Raw genomic sequence first — 26,870 nt, 5'->3', positions numbered from 1 at the left:
CCGCTTGCCTCGTGAGTCTGTTGCTGATCTCCGGTTGTGGTTTGTTCTTGCCTAGCCATGACTATTACGCGGTCGGGGTTGCGCAGATCGGTGACCAACTTTACGTCTATGCGCCGTTGTGTGACGGTGAACGAGTGGTGGGGGTTGAGGCGTACGATAATCTATTGGCCGGGCAGGAACCCAACTATGACCCTGCTTCGATGCAGTTCACCTACTGGAAGGCGCAGGATCCGACTGACGAGTCGGTGGCGAATGGTTGGATTGCGCTTGGAGACAGCAGTGGGTTCCGGACGACTGCTGTGGTGGCGGGCTCGAATATCGAGCTTCCGGAGATCATAGGAGTCACCCTGCAGCTTGACGTGGGGGGTCCACATGCTGTGGAGGGCGTAGTAAGGGTTTCGGAGGCGCCAAGATATCCTGCCGGCGCGGACCCCGGTAGCGTCCGCTACGTGTACCGGCCCTGGGGCGATGGAGAGGACATGCGCGATCCCAGTGAGATCCGCGATGAATCCGGCTGCGCTGCGGGCTACCCGGCGTGATTGGGCTATTCGACCAGATCTGGCGCCAGGTCTGACTGGGAAAGGATGGTGAAGGCCACCCGGCCGGTCCTGGCCGGCTCGCCCAGGGCAGGTGTGGCCAGGACAGGTGTCGGATCGGGGGACCACCACGTCATTCGATCCCGTCGGCCGCCTACCCCTACGACAGCCCCCGCGAGCCGTGCCCGCGTGCCCGATACCGCGGTCGACATCAGCAGACCGCGGTCCGTTGCGCGGCTCCGAGACGTGGCCGATGGCTTTGCCGCCAGCCAGCACCACCCTCTGGGACTGCAAACCAATCCGGTTCCCAAGCTGACCGTCCAATCTCTGAGCGCTGGTCGCAGGCCCGAATCCCGCCAGACGCGCCGGTGGAAGGCTCAGCGGGCGGCCTTGGGATGACGCCTGGCAGTACGAGCTTGTCGGTCTGACGGGAGCCCCTGGGAATGGCCCATACCTCGCCGTCGTCATCCCCGACGCGACGCCGGTTGACGGACCGTTCCCGCCGCGTTCAGTCAGCGCAACAGGTTCCGCCGTCTGCCCCGGCTTGCTGCACCGCGGCGTCTGTGAGGTGCAAGCGCGGGAGTGGTGTGTGGCGGTGCGGTGATCTCGAGCTGTCACCGTCGGCTGTTGCTCAACTACTGTTGATGCGGCGGGGTGGTGGTGTGGGGAGGCGGGATGCGGCATGGCCGGCGTTCGTCGCTGACGTTGCAGCTGTGTCTGCTGGTGGCGGCGATTCTGTTGGAGGTGGTGGCGAACTTCGCGGCGAGCGCGGCTGAGAGTTCCAGTTTCGCCGCCGCGGTGCAGACCTTTTCCGGGCCGGCGTTGATCGTGTTGTTGGTGGTGGTGATCGCTGGTAACGCGATGGTGTTGTGGTGGGAGAGTCCTCGTGGTTCTCGGCCGGTGTGGAGCGGTGATCGGTGTCCGTTCCCGGGTTTGGGGGCGTTCACCGAGCAGGACGCGGCGGTGTTTTTCGGTCGGGAGCAGCTGACCAGGGATCTGGTTCGGCGTCTACATGTGCTTACTGGGCAGCCGGCGGCCCGTTTCGTGTGTGTGACGGGTGCTTCGGGTAGCGGCAAGTCGTCGCTGGTGCACGCGGGTGTGGTACCGCGTCTGCGGGGGCATCGGTGGCATGTGTTGCCGTCAGTCGTTCCGGCGGGGGAGCCGTTGGGGCGGTTGGCGGCGGCGGCGACGCTGACCGGTGGGCAGCGGCATGCGGTGCTGCGTGCGATGTGGGCTGATCAGGATGGTGTGGCGCAGAGTGTCGCGGCGTGGCGGGCGAAGACGGGAAACCGGTTCGGCCGGGTGCTGCTGATCGTTGATCAGCTTGAGGAACTGGTCACGTTGTCCGGCCCGGTTGAGCGGAAGCTGTTCGTCGACCAGATCGCTGCCGCACTCGCGGCGGACCGTCGGTTGTGGGTGTTAGCCACGCTGCGGGTCGAGTTTCTGGCGGACCTACTTGCGAGTGAGCACGCGGAGTTGTTCGGCGGGCCGGTGGCGGTTGGGGCGATGCGTCCCGCTGATCTGGTGGAGGTGATTGAGCAGCCTGCCCGACTGGCCGGGGTGAGTTTCGAGGCGGGGTTGGTCGCCGAGATCGTGGAGGAGACCGGGACGTCGGATGCGCTGCCGCTGCTGGCGTACCTGTTGCAGGAGATGTACCTGACCGTTGGTACGGGCCGTGTGGTGACCCGGCAGATGTATCAGGCATCGGGTGGGGTTGCTGGGGCGCTGGCCCGGCAGGCGGACACGGTCCTCGCCGAGCTGCGCACGCAGTACGACCCGGAGGTGATCCTGTCGACGCTGCTGCGGCTGGTGTCGATGGAGGGGGTGGAGCCCACCCGGCGTCGGGTCCCGGTGGCTGAGCTGTCGGCGCAGCAGCGTCAGATCGTGCAGGTCTTTACCGATGCCCGGCTGCTGACCTCCGACGTCAACGACGGCCAGCCGGTGGTGCAGGTGGCCCATGAGGCGTTGTTCCGTCAGTGGGCGCCACTGCGCCAGCAGGTCGAGACGAGGGCCGTGCATCTGAAACGGCGCGCTGAACTGGAACGCTGGGCGGGCGACTGGCAACGCTCCGGGCGTAGCCCCGACTATCTGCTCACCGGGGATCGGTTGGCGCTGGCAGGACAGTGGCTGGAGGCGATGCGTTCGGCTGGGCAGGACACACCAGCGGCTCGTGGGCTGGTCGAGGCGTCTCGGCGGCGGGACACGGCGTTCCTGCGGAGGGTGTCGGAGTCAGTCGGCCACTACGCGTTGACCAACGTTGACCGGTTCCCGGAACTGGCCGTGCTCCTGACCACCGCGGCATTGACGGAGTGCCCCACAACCCCCGTCGCCGGGCGGGCGTTGATGTCCGCGCTGGCGTCCAGCCACATCGAGGCCGTGTTGGCCGGGCACACAGACGTCGTACGAGGGGTGGCCTGGGCGCCCGACGGGCGCAGCATCGCGACTGCCTCCCGCGACGGCACCGCCAGGGTGTGGGATGCCGACACCGCGATGGTGACCCACGTGCTGCATGGCCACACCGGCATGGTCGAGGCCATCGCCTTCTCCCCGGACTCCACCATGGTTGCTACCGCGTCGCGGGACACCACCATCCGAGTCTGGGACACGGCCACCGCCACCCCGATCACGGTACTGACCTGCGGCGACCACGCCCGCAGCGTGGCCTGGTCCCCAGACGGCACGGCCCTGGCCGGGACCAGCCGCGACCAACTCACCCACCTGTGGGACACCGCCACCTGGACGAAACAGACCACCCTGACCGGCCACGCGGGCGATGTGTGGGGCGTTGACTGGGCACCGGACTCGTCCCGCCTGGCCACCGCCTCCCACGACCGCACGGTCATCGTCTGGGACGCGACCACCGGCCAACCTGCCGTCACGCTGCGCGGCCACCTCGACCTCGTCGAAGCCGTCGCCTTCTCACCCGACGGCCACTGGATCGCCACCGGATCGGCTGACCGCACCGTGCGCATCTGGGACGCCCACAGCGGCAACCAACACCGATGCATCGGTGGACACCGCGACGCGATCTGGTCGCTCACCTGGGCCCCCGATGGTGACCGGCTCACCCTCGCCGCCGGCGACGGCACCATCCGAGTATGGGACGTGACCCGGCTACGAGAAATCGCCGAGCTACGCGGACACGAACACACCGCCTGGAGCGTCGCGGTCAGCCCGGACGGCACCCGGGTACTCAGCGGCTCCGCCGATCACACCGCAAGGTTCTGGGCCCTGTACCCCCGCGGCGCCGAACAGGTCCAACTCACCGGGCACCACGCGGCGGTCACCGCCCTGACCGCCCCCAACGGTCGCATCGTGACCGGATCCGCCGACGCCAGCGTGCGCCGCTGGCACCCCGACCACCGCCCACACCCCACCTCCCACCCGCTGCCGGCGGCGGTGGTCGCCCTCGCCGGCACGCCGACCGACTCCACGCTCGCCGCCGCCACGCTGGACGGGTCGACGCACCTCCTCGACACCGGCGGCACCCACCTGCTACCCGCCGACACGGTGGAGTGTGAATCCCTGACCTTCTCCCCGGACGGTAGCCGCCTCGCCGCCGGCGCCAAGGACAACACCATCCGCGTTTTCGACGTGCGCACCCGTACCCTGGTTGGCATCCTGTCCGGACACGTCGACTGGATCGGCGCGCTCGCCTGGTCGCCCAGTGGCCGGTATCTCGCCTCCGGCTCCGACGACCGCACCGTGCGCATCTGGGACATGCACCACCCCAGCGTCAGCACCGTCCTGGCCGGGCACCAGAACTACGTCGACGGGGTGGCCTGGGCGCCAGACGAACACCACCTGGCCAGTTGCTCCGCCGACTGGACCATCCGCGTCTGGAACCTGACCGACCACACCTCGGCGCGTGAGCTCACCGGACACGACCGGCGAGTACGCGCCGTCGCCTACTCACCCGACGGCCGATACCTGGCCTCCGGCTCCGACGACCGCACCGTGCGCATCTGGGACACCCACACCGACTACGAAAGCCACGTCGTCGGAGTCCACCGCGACGCCGTCACCTGCCTGGCTTGGCTACCCGACGGCAACCACGTCGTCACCGGTTCAACCGACGCCACCACCCGGATCTGGTCCACCGAAGTCGACCTCGACGCGCTCCTACATACCGCACGTCACCGCGTCTTCCGGACCCTCACTCCCGACGAACGCGCCGCCCACCGCCTACCGGCAGCAGAGTAGCTACAAGACCTGCTCCACCTCACGGACCTGCTCACCCACCAGGAACTCCGCCGGATTCACCCCCAACCGCTCCCGCTGCGGCGACGCCCAATAGTCCGCGTTAGCCTCCGCGAATGATCGACCTCCCTCGTAGGAAACCACCCAGATATGAGCATTCGCGTCTCGGTCCACCCACGAACCGTGCACCTCAAAACCGAACTCCCGCCGCAACGGAACAATCAACCTCCGCCACGCGTCAACCCACTCATCCAACCGACCCACCCGCACCAGATACGTACGAACCTGGACTGTCCTCACCGCGCCCACACCCCTCCCAGCACGACAACATGCCAACCACAACGCCGCTTACTTTATGGCCAGGACTTTCAGAAACAGCCAGGCCGACGCCGGTGTGGTGGGGCGCGGACGGAGCACCCCACGTGCGTGGAGAGGGCATTCCCGTGGTCATCTCAACAATCGCGACGTCGCTGGGTGTCGCTCGCCTTATGGGCGGCAGGCCCGCGGTGGTGCGTGGACCTGCCGTCGATCAGCGAACGGCCTTCGCGGTCGAGTCGAAGCGGTCCGCCACGTAATTCAACATGCTGGTCAGCTCCCGCACGCCGACCGCATGCCCGGCCGGACGTGGCCCGTCGATCGGCAGGGAGCCGGCATGTGCCCACTCCAGCCGTCCGTCGGGGCTGACCCGGCTCCTGGTCCGACCCCGAGTGTCCGGGTGCAGGCAGTACGGAACGTCCAGCAGGCCGCGCCGGAAGGCGATGTGCAGGGCGGTGCCCAGGTCCGGGTCGAGTGACCGGACCGCGTCGATCATCGTGCGGGCCTCCTCGTACAGCCCGGATTCAGACGGCGTCCAGGGGTGGTGGCCGGCGGCCCGCAGCTGCTGGGAACACCGGACCTCGCGCTCGGCCCGTTCCACGGCCGCGACGTTGTCGGCGATGTCAGGGATCCGGATCGACTCCATGACTGTCTTGACGATGAGCCGCTCGGCGCCGCCGAAGACGGCGATCCGGGCGCTTTCATCGAGCAGGGCGGAGGAGCCGGCCCGGGTCCGGGGGAAGACGCCCATGTATGTGTAGAGGACGACGTGGACGTCGAGGTCCGGCAGTAGCTCGCCGATCAGGCGCCGGAGGGCGGCCAGAGCCTCCAGATCCTGTTCGGGCTGGGTCTGCTGGGCGTAGCTCAGCGAGATGCTCGGCACCCCGTGCTGGGCGAAGAACAGGCCTTCCAGCACGGCGATGGCCACCAGCAGCGACGGCGGGCACATCTGCCCCAGCATGCAGCCGCCGAAGCTCTCCAGGTGGGCCGGTCGTTCCGGCGTGGACATCTCGGCCAGCCGGTCGCAGGCAGCCGCCCATTCGCTGACCGCGGACCGCAATGGGGTGCGGCCGTACGGTAGGCAGTAGGAGATCGGTCCACCTTCGGTGGCATCGAGCCCGATCCGCGCCATGGCTTCGATGATGTGCCCGGGCCGCGCTGAGCCGTGCCGGATCTGGATCGGGAATCCGGGCCGGTACACCTCGGACAGCATGGACCTGGTGGTGTCGTCGGGATGAGTGCACAGCGGGTAGCCGTTGAGGCCGGTCCGGGTCCGCACGGCGGTACGGGCGCTGTGTAGGTCGCCGACGCGGGTGTAGCTGTCGAGTGTGATCGTGCCAACCGTGGTCGCCCGGGCGTCCCGGACCGCGACCAGTCCCGCCCGCATGGCTGATGGCTCGGCGAAGCCCATCCGGGGCTGGACGACCACCAGACCGTCACGCCGAGTGTTGTTTATCGCACCGGCGAAGCCCGTCTCCGGTGGTGGTGTCATCGCGCTCCTTCCAGTTCGCGGGCGGTAGCGGTAGCGGTAGCGGCAGCGGCAGCGGTAGCGGCAGTGGCAGTGGCAGTGGCAGTGGCAGTGGCAGTGGCACGGAACTCGGCAAGCAGCCGCATCAGCTCCGGCAGGTCGTCCTTCTCGAGGACGGCGGTCACCCCGGCGGCCTCCAGCGTGGGCGCGTGGTTGGCGTTCGGGTCCCCGGCGGTGCCGAGCAGCCCGCCAACGATGATTGGCATCGCGTCGTGCCGGGAGTCGTAGCGCACCATCGCGGCCGCCCGGGCCACGTCTGCATGGCCGTGCCCGTTGACCGAGCTGATCACCAGCGCGTCGGGGCGCAGCCGGACGCATGCCTCGGTCAGCAGGTCGTCCGGGACGCACGGCCCGAGGTTGGTGACGTCGTGACCGGCCTCCTCCAGGGCGAGTTGCAGGTACACGAGGTTCCAGGTGTGGGCGTCGGACGACGTGCCGGTCACCAGTACGTGCAGGCGGCGCGGGGTCATGACGGACGCCCGCCGATCAGGGCCGCCAGCTCGGCCGGAGTGCGGTGTTCAAAGACGTCCACATAGGTCAGCTCAGCGTCGAACCGCCGGTACACCTTCGAGATCAGCCGGGTGGCCTTCAGGGAGTCGCCGCCCGCGTCGAAGAAGTCGTCGTTCACGTCGCACGGGGCGCCCAGGACGGCAGCGCACAGGTCGGCCAGCTCGATGGCGACCGGGTCGACCTCGGGCGTGGCGGGCGGGGTGTCCTTGCTGGAGATCATGCTGAGGTTCACCTTTCCGTTCGGGAGAAGCGGGAGCCGGTCGGCGATGCGCAGGGTCGCGGGTACGAGGTAGCTGGGCAGCCGCCCGGAGAGCCAGGTGCGGATCGCGGCGGAGTCCGGGGCGGCACCGGGTTCGAGCGGGACCACCCAGGCGCTGAGACCGCTCGGGCCGTCCGGGCCGTCAACCGGCGCCACGGCCGCGACGCGCAGCTGCGGGTGGGCGCACAGGGCACGTTCCACCTCCTCGGGCTCGACGCGCAGTCCCCGGATCTTGATCTGCCGGTCGCGGCGGCCCAGGTAGTCGAGCCCGCCGTCCGGCCGTTCGGCGACCAGGTCGCCGGTGCGGTAGTAGCGGCCGGTGCCGTCCGGGCCGGGACCGAACCGGGCGGCGGTCTCCTCCGGCTTGCCGGCGTAGCCGAGGCTGAGCGACGGCCCACCGACGAGCAGTTCGGCGGCGCCGTCCTGGTCCGGCAGGAGTATCTGTTGCACGTGGTCCAGGGGCGTGCCGATCGGCACCCGGTCACCGGGCCCGATCCGCCGGCCGAACCCGCCGCCCAGCTCGGCGGCGTGGGTGACGAGCACCGTCTCGGTCTGCCCGTACGTGTTGAGTAGCCGGATTCGGTCGGGTGCTCGCTCGGCCCAGGTCCGTACCTGGGGCGCCCGGACCTCCTCCCCACCGATGATCACCAGCCGGAGGTCGCCGAGCAGCGCCGCGGTCGCCTCCGGGGCCTCGTCGGCCTCTCCGAGGAAGGCCACCAGCTCGTACCAGAAGGCCGTGGGCAGGTCGATGATGGTGATCTGGTGGCGCCGGACCGCGCTCAGCAGGGCGGGCACGGAGCCGCTGGTCGCCGCCGGGTCGATGACGAGGGTGGCTCCGGACAGGAACGCCGACCAGATCTCCTCGCCGCTGGTGTCCCAGCTCAGTGCGGCGAAGCTCAGCACCCGGTCGCTCGGGCCGGTGCCGCACAGCCTGATCAGCGAGGTGGCCGCCGCGTACAGGGCGCCCTGCGACACCCGGACGCCCTTGGGGTCGCCGGTGGAGCCGGAGGTGTGGATGACGTACACCGGGTCGTCGGGGTCGGTGAGGTCGTCGTTCGGGCCTTCGTCGGACCGCAGAGCCGCATCGATGTCCAGGAAGCCCACAGCAAGGCTGTGCGGGAAGCCCATCAGGGCGTCGCACCGGCCGGCGACCGTCCGGACACCGCTGCCCGCGATCATCCGTGCGAGGCGGGGAGCGGGCTGGGCCGCGTCGAGCGGCGTGTAGGCCGCGCCGATCCGGCCGAGCGCCAGCATGCAGAGCAGGCTCTGCCGGGTGCGTTCGGCGGCGACGCCGACCACGTCGCCGCGGCCGACCCCGTGGCGGCGCAGGGACACGGCGAGTATCCCGGCCTGGGACCACAGGTCGTGGTAGGTCAGGGTTCCGTCCGGGTCGACGAGGGCGGGGGCGCCGGGCCGCAACGCCGCCGAGCGGCGCAGCGCCGCGACGACGGTGCCGGGGCTCGGTCCGGGGTCGGCCACCGGCTCGGCGGCGGCCGAGCCGGTGCGGGGGTAGGTCGCTGTCATGGTGTCCTTGTGGTCGGAGGTGGCGGGGATCAATTCGTGGCGGCGTGCTGGCGCTGCCGGAGGCTGAGCGGTCGCATGTCGGTCCAGAGGGTCTCGATCCGGTCCAGGCAGGTCTGCTTGGGACCGTGGGTCCCCTCCTCCCGCCAGCCTTGTGGGGCCGGACGGTGGGCCGGCCAGATCGAGTACTGCTCCTCGTCGTTGAGTACGACCTTGAACTGTTCGTCGGTGTCGACGTCGGACACGGCTTCGCCTTTCTCGGAGGTGACGCGGGAACGGTGGGTGGGCGTCAGTGCCTGCGGACGCCCTGCGCCGCGCGCAGTGCTTCCACACACGCGCTGACGACGGTGGGACAGTGGTCGGTGGTGAGCATGGTGGCGTGGATCCCTGGCAGGTGGATGGTCCGCGGCGCCGCGGACCGACCCAACAGCTTCCGCCACCCGGCCGCGTACGGGCCGTAGGCGGTGTGCGAGGTACCGGAGGGGCGTTCGGGCGCGGCGTCGGTGCATTCGGCCGAGACCATGAACCGGGTGCGCACGTTCGACTCGTCCGGTAGCGGGAGTGGGTGGTACTCGGCGAAGGCCGCCAGCATCTGACCGCAGGCGCGCATCGGCAGGGCGTCGCCGAGGCTGACCTCGCCGGCCGAGTACCCGGCGTCTTCCAGCAGCCGGGTCAGTTCGGTCCGCAGCCGGTCGCCTTCCGGGTCGCCGGCGGGGAGCCGGAGGATCCGCTCCGCGAGGTCCGCGCCGCGCAGGTAGCTGTCCCGCGCCGGCCGGTGCAGGTCGATGGTCCGGGCCACCTCGGGCAGGGTGGGCTCGAGCAGGATCAGCTGGACCGGCTCGCCGAGCCGGTCCAGCTGCCGCGCCATCTCGAAGGCGATGGTGCCGCCGAGGGACCAGCCGACCACGACGTACGGACCCTCGGGCTGCACCAGACGGAGGTCGGCCAGATACCCGGCGGCCATGTCCTCGATGGTCTCCGCGGGCGCCTCCCGCCCGTCCATGCCCAGCGGCTGGAGCGCGTGCACCGGGTGCGCCGTCGGCAGGGCGCGCGCCAAGGGCAGGTACCAGGCGACGCCGCCGCCGCTGGGGTGCACGCAGAACACCGGACGCCCGTCGCCCCCGCCACGCAGGGTCACCACCGTCCGCGTCGTGCCGGTGTGTCCGGCGCCGAAGACGGTGTCCAGAACCGGAGCGTCCGCATCGTCGCGGCTCCGTTCGATCGCGCGCATGGCCTGCCCACGGACGGTCGGTTGCTCGAAGACGTCCCTGGGTGAGATCTCCACCCCCGCCCGGCGGCAGGCACCGGAGAGCTGGATGACGGAGATCGACGTACCGCCGAGGTCGAAGAAGTTGTCCTCGATCCCGACCCGGTCGGTGCCCAGGACCGTGGACCACAACTCGGCCAGCAGCTGCTCGCCGGGGGTGCGTGGGGCCTGGTACCGGTCCTCGAGTTCCGGTCGTTCGGACGTCGGGTCGGGCAGCGCCCGGTGGTTGACCTTGCCGTGTGGCGTGAGGGGGAAGGCGTCGAGCGCGACCCACTGGTTCGGCACCATGAACTCCGGCAGTTGCTCCGCGCAGAACCGGCGCAGCGCCGACACGGTGACCGGCGGGTGGTTCTCGACCGGGATGAACCAGCTGACCAACTGCTTGTCGCGGACCAGCACCACCGCGTGTTCCACCCCGGGGTGCTCGGCCATCCGGGCCTCGATCTCACCCAGCTCGACACGGTAGCCACGCAGCTTGACCTGGTCGTCGACCCGTCCGACGAAGTCGAGGAGTCCGTCGCCGCGCCACCGCACCAGGTCTCCGGTGCGGTACATCCGCGCGCCCGGCTCGCCGGCCGGATCGGGCAGGAACCTCTCGGCGGTGAGGGCGGGCCGGCCGAGGTAGCCGCGGGCGATGCCGTCGCCGCCGATGAAGAGCTCCCCGACGGCCCCGACCGGAACCGCCCCGAGCCACGCGTCGAGAACCTGGAGCCGGGTCTCGCCGAGCGGGCGGCCGAGCGGCAGTGGGCTGTCCGTGGCCAGTTTCCCGGCATCGTGCACCGGGTGCACCACGCGCCCGATCACCGTCTCGGTCGGCCCGTAGTGATTGATGACCTCGGCGTCCGGGCGCAGCTCCAGCAGCTGTTTCACCAGAGCCGGGTCTAACGTCTCGCCGCCGACGACCCAGCCGCGCGCCGCCGGTAAGAGCCCCTGGCCGGTCCAGTGCCCGACCAGGTGGCGCAGGTGCGACGGGGTGAGCCGGATGTAGTCGTACGCCAGTGGCCCGGACAGTTCCTCGGCCAGATCGACCAGGGTCGCATCGGCTGACAGCAGGGTGACACCGCGACCGGACACCAGCGGCTCGAAGAGGGCCGACATGGTCAGGTCGAAGCCGACCGACGAGTGCGCCAGGGTGCCGCGCCGTCCGGCGGTCGGATAGTTCGCGGCCGCCCAGCAGAGGTAGCGCACCATCCCGATGTGCTCGACCGCGACGCCTTTCGGCTGCCCGGTCGAGCCGGACGTGAAAATCGAGTAGGCCAGGCTGCGGGGGTCGACGGTCACCTCGGGGCGTTGGTCCGGCATCGCGGTGAGCCGGTCGGCCACCTGGTCCAGCGCCACCACCGGAATGCCGCCGAAGGCCTCTGGCCCCGGTGGGCACCCGCCCCGCCCGGTGCGGGTCAGGACCAGCGCGGGTGCCACCGTGCCGGCGATTCGGGTCAGCCGGGCCATCGGATAGCCCGGGTCCACCGGGATGAAGTAGCCCCCTGCCTTGAGGACGGCGAGCATCGCGACCACGAGCTCCGGGCTGCGGTCCAGCAGAAGCAGCACCGGCGTCTCCGGGCCGACCGGCGGTGCCCCCAGCGCCCCGGTGCGCAGGGCGTGGGCCAGGCGGTTCGCCTGGGCGTCGAGGCCGGCGAAGGTGAGGCTTCTGTCTCCGGTGCGCAGCGCGGTCCGCCCCGGGGTCCGGTCGGCCTGCGCCTCGACGAGCTGGTGCACCGTACGGTCGTCGCCGACGTACTGCTCGGAAAGCCCCCACCGGGACGTGCGTACCGTGTCGCTCTCGGACGTGATGGCCAGGCGGGTGACCGCGATGTCCGGGGTACGGACGGCTGCGGCGAGCAGATTGGTCAGTGACGTCACGAGCCGTTCGGCGGTGCCGGGCAGATAGCGGTCGTCGGCGTACTCGAGGACGCCCTCAAGCGCCGAGCCGTCGTCCACCACGGTCAGGACGAGGTCGAACTTGCAGGTCGTGACCGGTACGGGTACGGGTTCGAGGTCGACGTCGCCGGCGCTCCGGGCGGTCGGCTCCTGGCTGCTGAAGCTGTACATGATCCGGAACGGCGGCCCGCTGCCGGCGCCGCGGTCGGCAACCAGATGCGCGAATGGGAGCTCCTGGTGGGCCAGGGCGTCCGCGGTCCGGGCGTGGGTGCGGCGCAGCAGTTCGTCAAACGTCGGTGTGCCGGACAGGTCACCCCGCAGGACCACCGTGTTGACCAGGCAGCCGACCAGGTTGTCCAGCCGCGGGTCGCCGCGCCCGGACACGGTGCTGCCGATCACGACGTCGTCGCCGCCGGTGATCCGGTACAGCAGGGCCTGCAGTGCCGAGAGCACCACGGTGGAGACCGTGGTACCGCACCGGCGGGCCAGCTCACGGATGCCCTGGATCTGCCGCGGTGCCAGCGCGAACTCCACCGCGCCGCCACCGCCGCCGGGGCTGGCCGGCCGCGGGAGGTCGCCGGCCACCTCGGTGGCGACGGCGCCGGTCAGCTCGGTGCGCCAGAAGTCCAGCTCCGTCGCGTACCGCCCGCGCTGCGCCGACCGGCGCTGCCAGACCGCGTGGTCGGCCGGCGCAAGGGCCGGCTCGGCGAGCTCGGGTTCACGATGCCCGGTGTCGGCCGCGTACAGCTCGGTGAGGTCGCGCTGGATCAGGTCCATCGACCAGGCGTCCACCGCCACGTGGTGGGCGGTCAGCAGTAGGACGTGCTCCCGCTCATCGAGGCGCCACAGCACGGCGCGCAGCGGGTGTTCGGTCGCGAGGGCGAAGCCGAGGGCGGCCTCCGCCAGCAGGAGCTGCGCGAGGTCCGTGCCCGGTGCGGCATCGCGCTCGTCGAGTGTCGCGCCGCCGCCGGCGGGGTCCACGACCTGGACCGGCATCCCGTCCGGGCCGGGGTAGATCCGGGTGCGCAGCATCTCGTGGCGGTCGACCACCCGGTTTAGTGCGCGGCGCAGCGCCCCGCGGTCCAGTGGGCCGACCAGCCGCAGCGCCAGCGGCACGTTGTAGACGCTGTCGCCGGCGGTGACCTGATCCGCCAGCCAGATTGACTCCTGCATCGGCGACAGTGGCAGCGGCTCATCCCGGGGCACCGGGGCCAGGTTGACGGCGTCGTCACCGGTGGACGTCACGGCGGTGAGTTCCGCGGCGACGGCGGCGACGGTCGGGGCCGCCAGCAGCCGCCGCAGGGAGAGGCCGGCGCCGAACTCGTCGTGGATTCGGGCGAGGAGCCGGAAGGCGAGCAGTGAGTGGCCGCCGAGTTCGAAGAAGTTGTCGCCGACCGCCACCTCCGGCAGGCCGAGCACCTCGGCGAAAGCGGTGCAGAGGAGGCGCTCCCGATCGTCCCGCGGCGGGCGGGCGGCGCTGCGGGTGCCGTAGTCCGGCGCGGGCAGCGCGGCGCGGTCGAGCTTGCCGTTCGGTGTCGTGGGGAGGTCCGGCACCGGCACGACCGCCGCCGGGACCATGTAGTCGGGCAGCGTCCGGGAGAGCTGCGTGCGCAGCGCGTCGGGGTCGAACGGGCCATCCGGGATCACGTACGCCACCAGTCGCAGGTCACCGGGCCGGTCCTCGCGGACGACCGCTGCGGCCCGGCGCACCGGACCAGCCTCGATCAGCGTCGTCTCGATCTCTCCGAGCTCGATCCGGAATCCGCGGAGCTTGATCTGGTGGTCGGTGCGGCCCAGGTACTCCAGGTCGCCGGCGGCGGACCAGCGGACCAGGTCGCCGGTGCGGTACATCCGGGTGCCGGGCGGGCCGAACGGGTCGGGCAGGAACTTCTCGGCCGTCAGACCGGGCCGGTTCCAGTACCCGCGGGCCAGCCCCGCTCCGGCGATGTGGAGTTCACCGAGGACCCCGATCGGGGCGGGGCGCAGGTTCGCGTCGAGGACGTACACCTGGGTGTTGTCGATGGGCCCGCCGACGGATCCGCGGCGGATGTTGCCCTCGCTGGCCGGGCCGGTGGTAGACCAGATGGTGGTCTCCGTCGGTCCGTACATGTTGGTGACCTCGGCACCGGCGTCGCCCAGCCGGCGGGCCAGTTCGGCGGGCAGCGCCTCACCGCCGACCAGGACCCGAACTCCGGCCAGCGCCGGTCCGGAGAGCTCCGGTACGAGGGCCTGCCACAGGGTCGGTGTGGCCTGGGCCAGGCTAACCCGGTGACGGCGGGCGAGGTCGATCAGTGTCGCCGGGTCGCGGGCGGTTTCCGCGTCGGCGAGCACGACACCGGCGCCGGAGTACAGCGGCAGGTACAGCTCCAGGCCGGCGATGTCGAACGAGATGGTGGTGGTGGCCAGGACCCGGTCATCGGCGGTGAGGGGGAACCGTTCGGCCATGGCCGCCAGGAAGTTGTCGAGCGCGGCCCGGGTGATCACCACGCCTTTCGGCCGGCCGGTCGATCCCGATGTGTAGATCACGTACGCGGCGTGTCCGGCGGGGACGGCGGGCAGCTCCGTGGCGGGATAGCCGCTGGTGTCGGCTTCCCCGAGGACCACGAGCCCGGTGCTGTCGTCCGGGCCGAGCCGGTCGGCCGTGGCGGTGTCGGTCACCACCAGCACCGGGCGGGCGTCGGACAGCAGGTAGGCGATCCGCTCGACCGGAAGGTCCGGGTCGATGGGCAGGTACGCGGCCCCGGCCTTGCTGACGGCGAGCAGGGTGACGAGCAGATCGGCGGACCGCGGGAGCAGCACGGCCACGAACGTCTCGGTGCGCGCGCCCCGCTCCATCAGGAGCCGGGCCAGCCGGTTCGCCCGCTCGTCAAGCTCGCGGTAGCTGAGCGTCGTGTCCCCCTCGATCACGGCGACCGCACTGGGTGTGCGGCGGCACCACTGCTGGAAGCGTTCGCGCAACGACGCGGCGGGCAGCGGCCGGGCGGTGTCGTTCCACGTACGCAGGACGGTGTGCAGCCCGTCCGCGTCCAGCAGGTCCACCTCGGATACCAGCCGGTCGGGCGCGCCGGCCAGCCCGGTGAGTAGGCTGAGGAACTGGCCGGCCAGTTGTTCCGCGGCCGCCGGGGTGAACAGGTCCGCGGCGGCCACCAGGGTGACGGCGAGGCGATCGCCGCAGTCCAGGACGCTCAGGTCGAGGTCGCATTTGGCGAGGGCCACGTCGACTGGCTGCTCGGTGCCGGTCGCCTCGCCGAACGCCAGCGCCACGCCGGCCGGTTCGGTCCCGGCCATCGCCTGCACCAGCGGCTGGCTGCTCGCGGTGCGGTCCCGACGCAGCTCGCGGACGAGCCGGTCGAACGGGATCTGCGGGTGGGCGAAGTCGTTGCGCGAGCCGGCGACCGTACGGCTCAGCACCTCGTCGAATCCGGGCCGGCCGGCCAGGTCCAGCCGGACCGTCACCATCCCGGCGAAGAGGCCGACCACCGATTCGAGGTCGGTACGCTCGCGACCGGCGACCGGTACGCCGACCGCGAAGTCGTCCTGGCCGGTGAGCCGGTGCAGGAATGTGCCGTACGCGGCGAGCAGCACGGTGAACGGTGTGGTGTCGTGGGCTGTGGCCAACCGGCGGACGGCCGCCGCGGTGGCGGCGGGCAGCTCCCGCCGGACGCTGTGCGCGCGCCAGTCCCGGTCTGCCGGGCGCTGCCGGTCGCCGGGAATCTCCAGGTCGGGCAGCCCGGCGAGCCGCTGCCGCCAGTACCCGAGTTGGCCGTCCAGTTCACCGGCGGCGAGTCGCCCGTGCTGCCAGGCGGCGACGTCACGGAAAGCCGGTGCCGCGCGGCCCGCCGGCAGCTCGCCTGCGTAGGCCCGGGCCAGGTCGGCGAGCAGCAGGCCGCCCGACCAGCCGTCCAGGACGATGTGGTGGACGGTGACGAGCAGGACGTGCCGCCGGGTGGCGATCCGGTGGAGACAGGCCCGCAGCAGCGGCCCGCGCTCCAGGTCGAAGGGCTGTTCGGCGGCGGTACGCAGCGCCTGCGGCAGCTCGGCCTCGGTGACGTCGGTGACCGGCAGCGCGACCGGCGCCGCGGGAGCGGTCTGCTGGACTGGTTCGCCGTCCGGCCGCAGCCGGAACACGGTGCGCAGCGCCTCGTGCCGGGCGGTCACCGCGTCCAGCGCGGCGCGCAGCGCGTCCACGTCGAGCGGGCCGGTCAGCCGGACGGCGAGCGGCACGTTGTACAGCGGCGTCCCCGGCCGCAGTTGTTCGGAGAACCAGATGCCGACCTGTCCCGGCGCCAGCGGCACGGGTCCAGGCGGCTGGACTGGTAGGCCGCCGCCGCTGTGTGTCGAGCCCTGGCGCAGACGGGTGCCCGCGCGAGCGATCCGGGCCCGGACCGCCTCCAGGCGCGGGTCCATCCCGGCGCGCGGCAGCTCTTCGATGGTCATGCGGTGCCTTCCTGCGTGTCGGAGACGAGGGCGGTCAGCACGGATTCGGCGACGGCGGCCACCGTCCGGGTGGCGTACAGCTCGGTCAGGGAGAACTCGATGTCGAAGCTCTCGCGGAGGCGGGCCACGAGCTGGGTCGCGCGCAGGGAGTGCCCGCCCAGGTGGAAGAAGTCGTCGAACACCCCCGGCGGGTCCGTCTGCAGGACCGCGGCGAACAGGTCCGCGACGAGTTGCTCCAGATCATTGCGGGGTTCCGTGCGGCCGGTACCGCGCAGGCCGTGCTGCCGCGGATCGGGTAGGGCCGGCCGGTCCACCTTCCCCGCCGTGGTCAGCGGCAGCCGGTCGAGTGCGACGAACAGGGCCGGGACCAGGTATGACGGGAGCGTCGCGGAGCAGAAGCGGCTGAGGGCGGCGGCGTCCGGGCGGTGCCCGGCCTCCGGCACCACGTAGCCGACCAGGACGCGTTCCGCGCCGGGCTCGGGTGCGAGGTAGTCGACGACGGCCGCCGTCTCCACACCGGGCGCCACCGCGAGCCGGGCCGCGACCTCACCCGGTTCCACCCGGTGGCCGCGGATCTGCACCTGGTCGTCGGCCCGACCCAGGAAGTCGAGGCGCCCGTCGGGCCGGGCCCGAACCAGATCGCCGCTGCGGTACATGCGTTCGCCGGGGACCACCGGGTCGGGCAGGAACCGCTCGGCGGTCAGCGCGGGCCGCCCGAGGTACCCGCCGCTGAGGCACCCGCCGATGTACAGCTCGCCGGTCGTGCCGGGTGGCACCGGCCGCAGGGCGTCGTCGAGCACGCGCACCCGCGCGCCGTATCGGGGGCCGCCGATGCCGACGATCTCCGCCTGCGCCTCCGCCAGGGTGACGTCGACGGCGGTGGCGGTGATGGTCGCCTCGGTCGGGCCGTACGTGTTGACCAGCCGGCACCGCGGCGCCCACGCGAGCCAGCGTCGGGCGACGTCACCGGATACGGCCTCACCGCCGAGTACGAGCAGCCGGAGCAGGTCCGGCGGCGGCGTGTCGCCGCGGCGGTTGACGACGGCGGACCAGTAGGCGGGCGGCAGTTCCGCGACGGTCACCGCCGTGCGTCGCAGCAACTCCGGGAACTCCTCCGGCTGCCACAGCTCGTCCGGGCGCAGCACCACCGTGGCGCCCACCGTCAGCCCGGGCAGCAGTTGTTCGAGCGAGGCGTCGAACGAGTGGCTGGCGAACTGCAGGACGCGGTCGGCGGCGGTGAGCTCGTACGCCGCGGCCATCGCCCGGCAGTGCCGCGTCAGCATGCCGTGCAGCCCGATGACGGCCTTGGGGCGGCCGGACGTTCCCGAGGTGTAGATGAGGTACGCCGGCTGCTGGACGTCCACCGCGGGCAGCGGGGCCGCGCCGGGGTCCGGGCCGGTGACCGGGACCGGGACGACCCCGTCGGGCAGGGTCAGGCCGCCTGCGGGCAGGGTCAGGCCGCCGTCCACGACGGCGAACCTGGTCCCGGAGTCGAGCAGGAACGCGCGTTTGCGTTCGGCCGGCAGAACCGGGTCGACCGGCAGGAAGGCGCCGCCGGTCCGGAGCACCGCCAGCAGGGCGACCACCGAGTCGACGCCGCGCGGCAGGTGCACGGCCACCGGCTGCTCCGGCCGCACGCCGAGGGCGACCAGCCGTCGGGCCAAGTTTCCGGCCCGCTCGGTCAGTTCCGTGTAGGTGAGCCGGTCCGTGCCGCAGACCACGGCGGTGGCCGAGGGGGTGCGCGCCGCCTGCTCGGTGATCAGGACATGGATCGGGCGGTCCGGTTCGTCCGCGGGTGTCTGCGCGTCCCACGGGAGAACCTCGGGCCCGCCACCATCCAGTTCGCTCACCCGGATGTCCGGATTGGCGGCTGTCTGTTCCAGTACGGCCAGGAAACGGGCGGCCAGTCGCTCGGCCGCAGCGGTGGTGAACAGGTCGGTGGCGTACTCGATCGTCGCGCTCAACCCGCCGTCCGCGTCCATCTCCAGGTCAGCGGTCAGGTCGGCCGAGGCGCTGAGCCGGGGGAGCGCGGCATCGCGGACAGTCAGGCCGGCGACGGCCACCGGCGTTCGGTCCACGTGCCGCACGTCGAACAGCACGGTGAACGGACTCTCGGCCGGTAGGTCGCCGCGGCGGCGCAGCTCGGCCAACAGTCCCTCCACCGAGCAGCCGGGGACCGCCCGGCCCGGCGCCGACCGGACCCGGCCCCGGGAGTACCGGTGGGTGTCCAGGTCGCCGGTGCGGACGGTCTCGATCAGGGACAGCATCGTCGGGTCCGCGGACAGGTCGACCGGGCGCGGGACGGTGTCGACGAAGAAGCCCGCGACGGTCTCGCCGTCCGCGTGCAGGCGGTCGGCGAGCGGCGTGCCGACACAGGTGCGGGGGGTTCCGGCCCAGCGGGACAGCAGCGCGTGGAAGCAGGCCAGCAGAACCACGTTCGGGGTGGTCCGCGAGCTCGCCGCCAGTCGGCGCAGCGCCGCCGTGGTGCCGTCCGGGACGGTGACGGCGAGGGTGGCGCCGCGCCTGGTCTGCGCCGCCGCTGCGGGGACGTCGACCGGCAGCCGCGGTGCGACGGCTCCGGCGAGCCGGCGGCGCCACCAGTCGAGCCGCTCCGCGGCCGGCTCGGCCTCCTCGGCGACCCGGGCCAGCGTGAAGTCGCGGAATGACACCGGTTCGGGCAGGGCCGGGCCGTCTCCGCCGGCGGCCTCCCGGTACAGGTGCAGCAGCTCGTCGCGCAGGACGTCGAGCGACTGGCCGTCGGCGGCGACGTGTGCGACGGACAGCAGCAGCACATGCCGGTCGTCTCCGGCGCGGACCAGCAGGACCCGGGTCAGTGGCCCGGCGGCGAGGTCGAACGGGCGGGCGAGCTCGTCCGCCAGCCGTTCGGTCAGCGCGGCGGCCGGGTCGGCCGCGTTCCGGACGTCGCCGTACCGGGGGATGATCGCGGCCGGGCGGCTCAACGTCCAGTGCGGACGGCCGTCCGCGCCGGCGACGATGCGGGCGCGCAGGGCCTCGTGCCGGGCGACCAGCCCGGTCAGCGCCTCGGTCAGGGCGGCCCGGTCCAGCGGGCCGTCCAGCGAGAGGGCCAGGGGACAGGCGTGCTCGGCGGATTCCGGCCGCAGCTGGTGGGCCGTCCACATCCGCTGCTGGCCGGTGGTCAGGGCGAAGTCCGCCGGCGCCGAGCGCCGGGACGGGACCAGGCCGAGCGGTGCCAGCAGCCGCAGGGCACCGGACGGCCCGACGGCGAAGACGTCCACCCCGGCGTCGGCGTCGGCGGCCACCGCCGTCAGCCCGCGCGTCAGCGCCTCGCTGAGGGCCTCGATCCCGGCCGGGTCGAACAGCCCGGAGTCGTACTCCAGGAACGCGGTCATCCCGCCGGCCTCGTCGGCGACGTCAAGCAGCAGGTCGAACTTGGCGGTCGCCCGGGGCACCGTGACCGTCTCGACCGAGATTCCCGGCAGGTCCAGCGTCTCGCCCACGGCGTTCTGGTAGTTGAAGCCGACCTGGAACAGGGCGGTCCCGGTCGGTGTCCGCTGCGGGCGTACCCGGCGGACCACCTGGTCGAAGGGGATGTCCTGGTGGGCGTAGTTGTGCAGTGCGGTCCGGCGGGTGTCGGCCAACAGGGCGGTGAACGAGCTGCCGGGCACGACGCGGACCCGTTGCACCACCGTGTTCACCAGGTAACCGACGACGTCCTCGCTGCCCGGAACCGACCGGGTGGCGACCGGTGAGGTCACCGCCACGTCCGGGCTGCCGCTCCAGTCGCTCAGGGTGGCCTGCAGCGCCGCGAGCAGCACCATGTACACCGACGAGCGGGACGTTCGGGCCAGCGCGCGGATGCCGTCCGCCGTATTGACCGGGATGACGAAGTGGATGGCGGCGCCCGCGCCGCGGTGATGCCGGTGGCGGGGCCGGTCGGTGGGCACGGCAAGGTGCCGCAGCCCGGTGAGTCCGTCCGCCCAGTACCGCAGGTGCTTCTCGGCGTCGAGCCCGGCCAGGCGCTCGTTCTCCTGCCGGATGAGGTCCGGATAGTCCAGCTCCGGTCCCGTCCAGGCTGCTCCCTTTTGGTACGCCGCCCCGAGGTTGCGCAGCAGGATGCCGGTGGACCAGTCGTCGAAGACGATGTGGTGGACGTTGAACACCAGGACCGCGTCGTCGGGACCGAGGCGCAGCAGCCGGGCCCGCGCCAGGGGCCCGTTCGCCAGGTCTAGCGGTTGCCAGCCGAACCCCGCGGCGGCGGTCCGGGCCGCCTCGACGGTGCCGCCGCTCAGGTCGGCGACATCGAGGTCGAACGGGGCGTCCGGGGCGATCTCGTGCCACGGCTCGCCGTTCTCGTCGACCGTGAACCGGGCGCGCAACGCGGCGTGCCGCCGGGCAAGTGTGTCCAGGGCGGTCCGCAGCCGCTGCTCGTCGAGCGGGCCGCGCAGGCGAACCGCCACCGGGACGTTGTAGGCGGGGGCCGCGTCCTCGAAGACTTCGGCGAACCAGATGCGCTGCTGCCCGGCGGTCAGCGGCAGGCGGACGGCCTGCTCGGTCTGCGGCGGCGTCACGTTCCGCATGGTCATCGACTCACCTGCTCGGCGGGCGCGTACCGGTGCCACCCCTGCCGGTAGCTGATGCTGGTCTTCGCCACCTGCGGGGTGTGCCAGTCCGGGTTGGTGGGCTCGCGGCTGCGGTACACGTACGGCTGATCGGGCCGGGCCGGTGCGGTGGGTGCCGCCTGCCGCAGCGCGGCGGCGTCGAGGGCGGTCTCGGTCACGTCGTCCTCCTCGTGAGGGAAGCGGGCGTGGAAGGTCAGTGGGCAGGGTCCTCGACCGCGGCGGCGAGACCGGCGACCGTGGGCTGTTCGAGCAGGTCGAAGTAGGTGAGCCGGACGCCGTGCGCGCGCTGGATCCCGTGCAGGGCGCGCGCGGCGAGCAACGAGTGGCCGCCCAGTTCGAAGAAGTCGTCGTCGGCGCCGATCGGGTCGACCTTCAGCAGCTCGGACCAGATCTCGGCGATGCTGGTCTCCAGGTCTCCCCGCGGTGCCCGGAAGGCGGCGGTGCAGTTGCGGTCGGCCACGGCGGGTCCGTGCAGCGCGGACCGGTCGACCTTCCCGGTCGGCCCCAGCGGCAGCTCGTCCAGGGCGGTGACCGTGTGCGGGATCTGGTAGGCCGGCAGCGTGTCGCGGAGCCGCTCCTGCACGTGTGCGGCGAGGGCCGGTCCGGTCGGTGCGTCCGGGGCGGTGACCACGAAGGCCTGCAGTCGCTTGGTGCCGTCGTCGTCGGCCTGCGTGACGACCGCCGCCTTGCTGATCTCCGGCAGCCGGGTCAGGGCGGTTTCGACCGCGCCCGGTTCCACCCGGAAACCCTGGATCTTGACCTGCTGGTCGGCGCGGCCGAGGAACGTGATGGTGCCGTCCGGTTCCCAGCGGGCCAGGTCGCCGGTGCGGTACATGCGGACCGGGGTCGCGTCCGGTCCGGGCAGGTTCAGGAACTTCTCGGCGGTCGCGTCCGGGCGGCCCAGGTAGCCGCTCGCCAGGCCGTCGCCGAAGGCGTACAGCTCGCCGTCCTCGCCCACCGGGACGGGCTGGTGCCCGGCGTCCAGAAGCGCCACGCCGGTCCCGCTGACCGGCCGCCCGACAGGGACCGACCCGTCGATGACGGCCGGGCCGTGCACCGTCCAGCAGGTGGTGAAGGTGGTGTTCTCGGTTGGACCGTAGCCGTTGGTGAAGGTGAGGTGCGGGTGCGCCGCGAGCAGGCGACCGACGAAGTCGGGCGACAGGACGTCCCCACCGGCGAGCAGGTGCCGCAGGCCACCGAGGGCGTCGAGACGGGTGCTGACCATGTGGTGGAAGAAGCCGGCCGTCAGCCAGAGCACGCTGACCTGCTCGTTCGCCAGGACCTCGGAGAGAGTGTCGGGGGTGGTGCGGCCGGCTGGGTGGACCGCCAGCCGGCCCCCGAGGGTCAGCGGGGTCCAGATCTCCAGCGTGGACGCGTCGAAGGCGACCGGCGCGAGTTGCAGGAACACGTCGTCCGCGGTGAACGACGCCCAGTCCGGCTGCTGCACCAACCGGGCGACCGCGCGGTGCGGGACGCACACGCCCTTCGGCTCGCCGGTTGACCCTGAGGTGTAGCTGACGTACGCCCGGTTTTCCGGGGTGACCGGGGTGGCCGGCACCGGGTCGATGACCGGTTCGGCGAGGAGTCGGTCCAGGTCGGCTACGGGTGCACCGCATGCGCCGGCGGCGCCAGACAGGGACGGATCGGCCAGCAGTAGCACCGGGTCCGCGTCCGCGACGAGGGCGGCTAGGGCGGCCGGCGGGGCGTCGTGGTCGAGGACGAGGTACGCGCCGCCCGCCTTGAGGATGGCCAGGAGTGCGACGATCAGCCGCGGGGACCGTCTGGCCAGCACCGCGACCACCCGATCCGGTCCGGCTCCGCGCTTGACCAGGTGTGCGGCGAGCGCGGTCGCGACGGTGTCCAACTCGGCGTACGTCAGCCGGTCCGCGCCGCTGGACACCGCCACCGCGTCGGGGGTGCGGCGGGCCGCCTCCGCGACGAGATCGTGGATGCACCGGGCGGGTGCCGGTGGGGCGGGGTGCCCGCTCCACGAGCGGATCGGTTCGGGCCAGGGGCTGGGGTCCGCGCTGCGCGGCCCAGCCGGACGAGCCGGCGACGTGCCGGTCATACTGCTCTCCGATCGTTGTCGGGCGGGCCGGCGTCGAGCCAGCCGGTCAGTTCCTTGGGGGATCGGTGCCAGGGGTCGAACGTCTCGATGCGCCAGGTCGCCCCGGCGGCGGCCAGCAGGCCGGTCCGGTCGGCGGCCTGCCCGGTGCCGGGCCGGCCGCGGTCCAGGGCGACCACCTCGTACGGGCGGTCCGGGGACTGCCCGGGCGCCAGTTCGGCCAGGCGGGTCAGAACGGCCGTCAGCTCCGCCGGTTCTGGGCCGCGCAGGTGCCCGCGGTCATCGCGGACCATGGGGGCGACCCCGTCGAACCGGGCGGCGCGGCGCAGCGCGCCGGTCCGCGAGGCGGGCCAGGTGGCGCCGGCCCAGACGGTGACGGCCGGGTGGCCGTGCCGGTCGGTGCTGCGGGGCGTCGGCAGGAAGGTGGCCCGGTCGACCCGGTAGTGCTCGCCGGTGTGGCTGAACTCGGTTCCGCGCCACAGGCCGGACAGCACCCGCAGCGCCTCGTCGAGCTTCGCGGCCCGGATCCGCAGCCCGGCGGGTTCGCCGAACGCCCCGAAGTCGAGGTCCGGCTCGGCGCCCAGTCCGGCCCCGAGCACCAGCCGCCCGGCGGACAGGTGGTCGAGCGTCGTCGTCTCCCGGGCCACCTTCCACGGCCGGCGCCGGGCCAGGGGGGTTATCAACGGGCCGCTGCGCAGCCGGGTGGTGCGGGCGAGGATAGCGGTGACGACGGTCCACGCGTCGGCCACCGGGAGGCGCAGTTCGCGGGCGAACATCAGGTGGTCCCAGAGGAACAGTCCGTCCCAGCCGGACTCCTCCGCCCGGACCGCGATGTCGATCAGACGCGCCGGATCGGCGTAGTAGCCGGCGTTCGGGAGCAGGAGCCCGTGCCGGACACCCGGAGCGCTCACCGTGGGACCCGTTCGCCGGATCCGGCCGGTCGGGGGATCCGCCGGACGAGAGCGTTCGCCGAGCGGACGGCGCCTTCGAGGTGGCCGAAGAAGTACGGCGAATGCTCTGCACCCACCCGGTGCAGGGGACCTCCCGGGTCGCCGGGGGGTCGGGTGTCGAGCCAGGCCCCGGGATGTGGCACCGCCGCGTAGCAGCCCTGGACCCACGGCTGCCGCTGCCAGTCCTGCGCGGTGACGTGCACGGGCGCCAGGGCCGGGGGTCCGAACCAGTCCGCCAGCCGGGCCGTGAGGTCTGCCCAGGTGATCTGGCCGGCGCGGTAGGCCCGGGCTTCCGCACCGGTCAGGAAGCCGACCAGGACACCGAGGCCGTCGCGCCCGTTGGAGTCGTCGACCAGGAAGCGCAGCGGTGCCCGGTCCGCGGTGACCCAGCCGCTGAGCCCGCTGTCGCGCCAGAACGGCGTCCGGTAGACCAGGTGGATCTTCACCACCGAGCCGCCGGTGGATGCCGGCACCGGCGAGGCGGCCGCGCCCGGGATCGCCACTTCGATGGCGCGTTCCGGTGCCGGGCCGATCGCCAGGATGACCCGGTCGCAGTCGGCGATGAGGCCGTCGGCCTCCACCCGGATCCCGCCGGTGGTGCCGCAGACGCGGTGGACCGGGCGGCCGGTGCGCACCGGGCGGTCCAGCCGGGCGGCGAGCCGCTCGCTGAGTCCGGCGGCTCCACCGGCCACGCGGAACTCCTGGGCGCCGCCGGCGAAGGCGGTGAGGAAGTCGAGACCACCGCCGGATTTCACGTAGAAGAGGAAGTGGAGCAGGGACACCTCGTCCGGCTCCGAGGCCAGCATCTCCCGCACGATCTGCGCGATCAGCAACGTGGTCGCGGAGGGCATCCGCTCGGTGCTCAGCCACTCGTGGACGGTGATCCGGTCCTGCTGCGCCGCGTGCGGTGACGAGCCGGGCGAGTGGAGGTCGACCGCCTCGGCCAGCTCTTCGATGCGGTCCAGGGCGAGGCCGAGGGCCAGAGCGTTGAAGGGCGCGTCGGCGTCGTCGTCCCGGTACCGGCGACCGGACAGGTCGAACAGCGCGGCGCCGGGGGCGACAGTACGCTGGAGCGGCACGTCCAACCGGTCGGCCAGCTGCCGGACCTCGGTGTGCCGGTGCCCGACGTAGGCACCGCCGCAGTCCAGTTCGAGTCCGAGCGGCGCCGCCTCCGTGCGGGTGCGTCCGCCCAGCCGGTCGGATGCCTCCAGAACCTCGACGTCGTGCCCGTCCGCGGCGAGAGCCTCCGCGGCGCACAGGCCGGACAGACCCGCCCCGACGACGACGATGCCGGTCCGGATTCGCTCACCGGTCACTGTGCGGTCCACAGTGGACGCAGTCGGCTGTCGTTGCGGTACGCCTCGGCCAATGCCCGTAGGAAGGTGTGGAGCTCCTCCTCGTGCGAGGCGAGCGGGCCGGCGATGTACCGCGGATCGGAGACGCCCCGCTGGGTGGACGAACAGGCGTCCCAGTCCTGCTGATTGGTGGTTTTCCAGAAGTCGATCGCGTAGTCCGGCGTGAACCCGGTGCTGGTCAGCAGTTCTTCCGGGAAGAACCATTCGCAGATCACCCGGGTGCGATCAGGGGCGACCGGGTCGAGGCGATGGGTGACCACATAATCGTGCATCGCGGTGATGAAAAGACCGGGTAGCACCGCGTGGTAGCAGACCTGTCGTGCCCGATTCTCATCGAGCTCAGGAAAGGTCCACTCCGGGCCCTTTCCGTCGAGGGACATGCTCGCCGCGGAGTTCTTCAGATCAAGAGAACCGCCGAGCCACATCCCAGTGCTGGCGAATCCCTCGCCGTTAACGGTCCGTTGGACCCTGCTGAGTTCGGGATGCGTACTGGGGCAGTGGTAGCACTCCAGGTAGTTTTCGACGAGCAGTTTCCAGTTGGCGTGGACGTCGTAGACCTCGGTGCCGACCTGTTTGAGGGTGTCGAGGTGGTAGGGCGTGAGGATGTCGGTGAGATTGCCGAGGGATTCGCCGAGGTCGTCCGCGTCCCCAGAGTGGTTGACGAAAAGCCATCCGTTCCATTCGGTGGAACGGACCGGGAGTAGACCCATGCCCTGCGGGTACCGCTCGGCGGCGTCCTCGAACCGCGGCGCCCGGCGCAGTTCGCCGTCCAGGCCGTAGACCCAGGCGTGGTAGGCGCACCAGACCTGGGCGCGCCGGACCGTGCAGGCGGGGGCGACCAACTCGTGCCCCCGGTGGCGGCAGGCGTTGACGAAGACGTTCACCCCATCGCCGGTGCCGGCGATCAGGATGTTGCGCCCGGCCGACATGACGGCGGCCTGGGTGCCCTTCTCGGCGAACTCGGCGACCCGGCCGACCGGCAGCCAACCCTGCCCGAAGAATCGCTCCAGCTCCCAGGCGAACAGTTCTTCCGACGTATAGGCGAGACCGGGGAAAGCGCGTTCATCCTGCATATTGGCTATCATACGATCGATCGTGTCGGATCCGACAAAATCGGATAGTGCCCTATTTTTGGGCAGCGTCGAGCGCATATACCTCACCTTATCGGGATGAGTCGACGGTCAAGGAACGGCGCAGCACTAAGCGCGCCGGGTCGGTCGACCGGTCGCGCTCAGCTACACAAAAATATTGATTACCGAATCAGTGAACTCGGGAACACGTATCACTCGGGGTAGGGGGCGGATCTGCCGAGTTCGTGAAGTTTGGCCCGCCGCCAGTGCATTGCGATTCCCTCCCCCGGTGCGTGGCCATGAAGTTGGGATGATTATTTACCATTGTGAGTCTACCTTAAAGGGCATGTAATACTCGTCATAATCCTTTATTAAGTC

14 protein-coding genes are annotated in these 26,870 nt (G+C 71.7%); 2 read left to right on the top strand and 12 right to left on the bottom strand.

The features are described 5' to 3' along the window. Positions 1 to 11 precede the first annotated feature (11 nt). Together SALPAC3_RS0104405 and SALPAC3_RS0104400 are read left to right on the top strand one after the other, a co-directional pair. Positions 12 to 539 carry a hypothetical protein gene (locus tag SALPAC3_RS0104405; protein ID WP_026185228.1) on the top strand — a complete coding sequence of 176 codons (528 nt, stop codon included), beginning with the start codon at positions 12 to 14 and terminating at the stop codon, positions 537 to 539. Between the two features lie 672 nt (positions 540 to 1,211). Then, positions 1,212 to 4,739, top strand: a complete 3,528-nt coding sequence (locus SALPAC3_RS0104400; protein WP_018220065.1) for an nSTAND1 domain-containing NTPase — start codon at positions 1,212 to 1,214, stop codon at positions 4,737 to 4,739. Here the strand turns inward: SALPAC3_RS0104400 and SALPAC3_RS0104395 are convergent, their stop codons facing one another. The 12 genes from SALPAC3_RS0104395 to SALPAC3_RS0104340 all read right to left on the bottom strand — a co-directional run bounded on the left by SALPAC3_RS0104395 (position 4,740) and on the right by SALPAC3_RS0104340 (position 26,507). Next, the gene (locus SALPAC3_RS0104395; RefSeq protein WP_018220064.1) at positions 4,740 to 5,006 is read right to left on the bottom strand and encodes a hypothetical protein; all 267 of its coding nucleotides are present in this window, start codon (positions 5,004 to 5,006) and stop codon (positions 4,740 to 4,742) included. It abuts the gene before it with no gap. Between the two features lie 259 nt (positions 5,007 to 5,265). Then, positions 5,266 to 6,543, bottom strand: a complete 1,278-nt coding sequence (locus SALPAC3_RS0104390) for a hypothetical protein (protein ID WP_018220063.1) — start codon at positions 6,541 to 6,543, stop codon at positions 5,266 to 5,268. Further along, on the bottom strand, positions 6,540 to 7,049 hold the full coding sequence (locus SALPAC3_RS0104385; RefSeq protein WP_018220062.1) for a cobalamin B12-binding domain-containing protein: 510 nt from the start codon (positions 7,047 to 7,049) through the stop codon (positions 6,540 to 6,542). The genes SALPAC3_RS0104390 and SALPAC3_RS0104385 overlap by 4 nt, the downstream gene beginning before the upstream one ends. Further along, a complete protein-coding gene (locus SALPAC3_RS0104380) occupies positions 7,046 to 8,872 on the bottom strand; it encodes a non-ribosomal peptide synthetase (protein ID WP_026185227.1) in 1,827 nt (608 codons plus the stop codon). Before SALPAC3_RS0104380 ends, SALPAC3_RS0104385 begins: the two co-directional genes overlap by 4 nt. Positions 8,873 to 8,901: 29 nt before the next feature. Then, positions 8,902 to 9,114 (bottom strand): MbtH family protein, encoded by a 213-nt coding sequence (locus SALPAC3_RS0104375; RefSeq protein ID WP_018220060.1) that lies wholly within the window; start codon positions 9,112 to 9,114, stop codon positions 8,902 to 8,904. A 44-nt stretch (positions 9,115 to 9,158) separates the two neighbouring features. After that, complete coding sequence (locus SALPAC3_RS0104370; protein ID WP_018220059.1) at positions 9,159 to 16,451, bottom strand: amino acid adenylation domain-containing protein; 7,293 nt, start codon at positions 16,449 to 16,451, stop codon at positions 9,159 to 9,161. Then, positions 16,448 to 21,016, bottom strand: coding sequence for a non-ribosomal peptide synthetase (locus SALPAC3_RS0104365; RefSeq protein ID WP_018220058.1), 4,569 nt, complete (start codon positions 21,014 to 21,016; stop codon positions 16,448 to 16,450). The genes SALPAC3_RS0104370 and SALPAC3_RS0104365 overlap by 4 nt, the downstream gene beginning before the upstream one ends. Then, positions 21,013 to 21,210: a hypothetical protein gene (locus SALPAC3_RS0104360; protein ID WP_018220057.1), complete on the bottom strand. Its 198-nt coding sequence runs from the start codon at positions 21,208 to 21,210 to the stop codon at positions 21,013 to 21,015. Before SALPAC3_RS0104360 ends, SALPAC3_RS0104365 begins: the two co-directional genes overlap by 4 nt. 35 nt (positions 21,211 to 21,245) lie before the next feature. Next, the gene (locus SALPAC3_RS0104355) at positions 21,246 to 23,120 is read right to left on the bottom strand and encodes a non-ribosomal peptide synthetase (RefSeq protein ID WP_018220056.1); all 1,875 of its coding nucleotides are present in this window, start codon (positions 23,118 to 23,120) and stop codon (positions 21,246 to 21,248) included. Further along, the gene (locus SALPAC3_RS0104350; RefSeq protein WP_018220055.1) at positions 23,117 to 24,028 is read right to left on the bottom strand and encodes an LLM class flavin-dependent oxidoreductase; all 912 of its coding nucleotides are present in this window, start codon (positions 24,026 to 24,028) and stop codon (positions 23,117 to 23,119) included. Before SALPAC3_RS0104350 ends, SALPAC3_RS0104355 begins: the two co-directional genes overlap by 4 nt. Further along, complete coding sequence (locus SALPAC3_RS0104345; protein WP_018220054.1) at positions 24,025 to 25,383, bottom strand: flavin monoamine oxidase family protein; 1,359 nt, start codon at positions 25,381 to 25,383, stop codon at positions 24,025 to 24,027. The genes SALPAC3_RS0104350 and SALPAC3_RS0104345 overlap by 4 nt, the downstream gene beginning before the upstream one ends. After that, positions 25,380 to 26,507: an aromatic ring-hydroxylating oxygenase subunit alpha gene (locus SALPAC3_RS0104340; protein ID WP_026185226.1), complete on the bottom strand. Its 1,128-nt coding sequence runs from the start codon at positions 26,505 to 26,507 to the stop codon at positions 25,380 to 25,382. Before SALPAC3_RS0104340 ends, SALPAC3_RS0104345 begins: the two co-directional genes overlap by 4 nt. Positions 26,508 to 26,870: the final 363 nt, after the last annotated feature.

This window comes from Salinispora pacifica DSM 45544 (assembly GCF_000378845.1).
GTDB classification, from domain to species: Bacteria; Actinomycetota; Actinomycetes; order Mycobacteriales; family Micromonosporaceae; genus Micromonospora; species Micromonospora pacifica.
The sequence above is the reverse complement of the archived record's forward strand: the minus strand, read 5'-3'. Positions and strand labels throughout refer to the sequence as shown.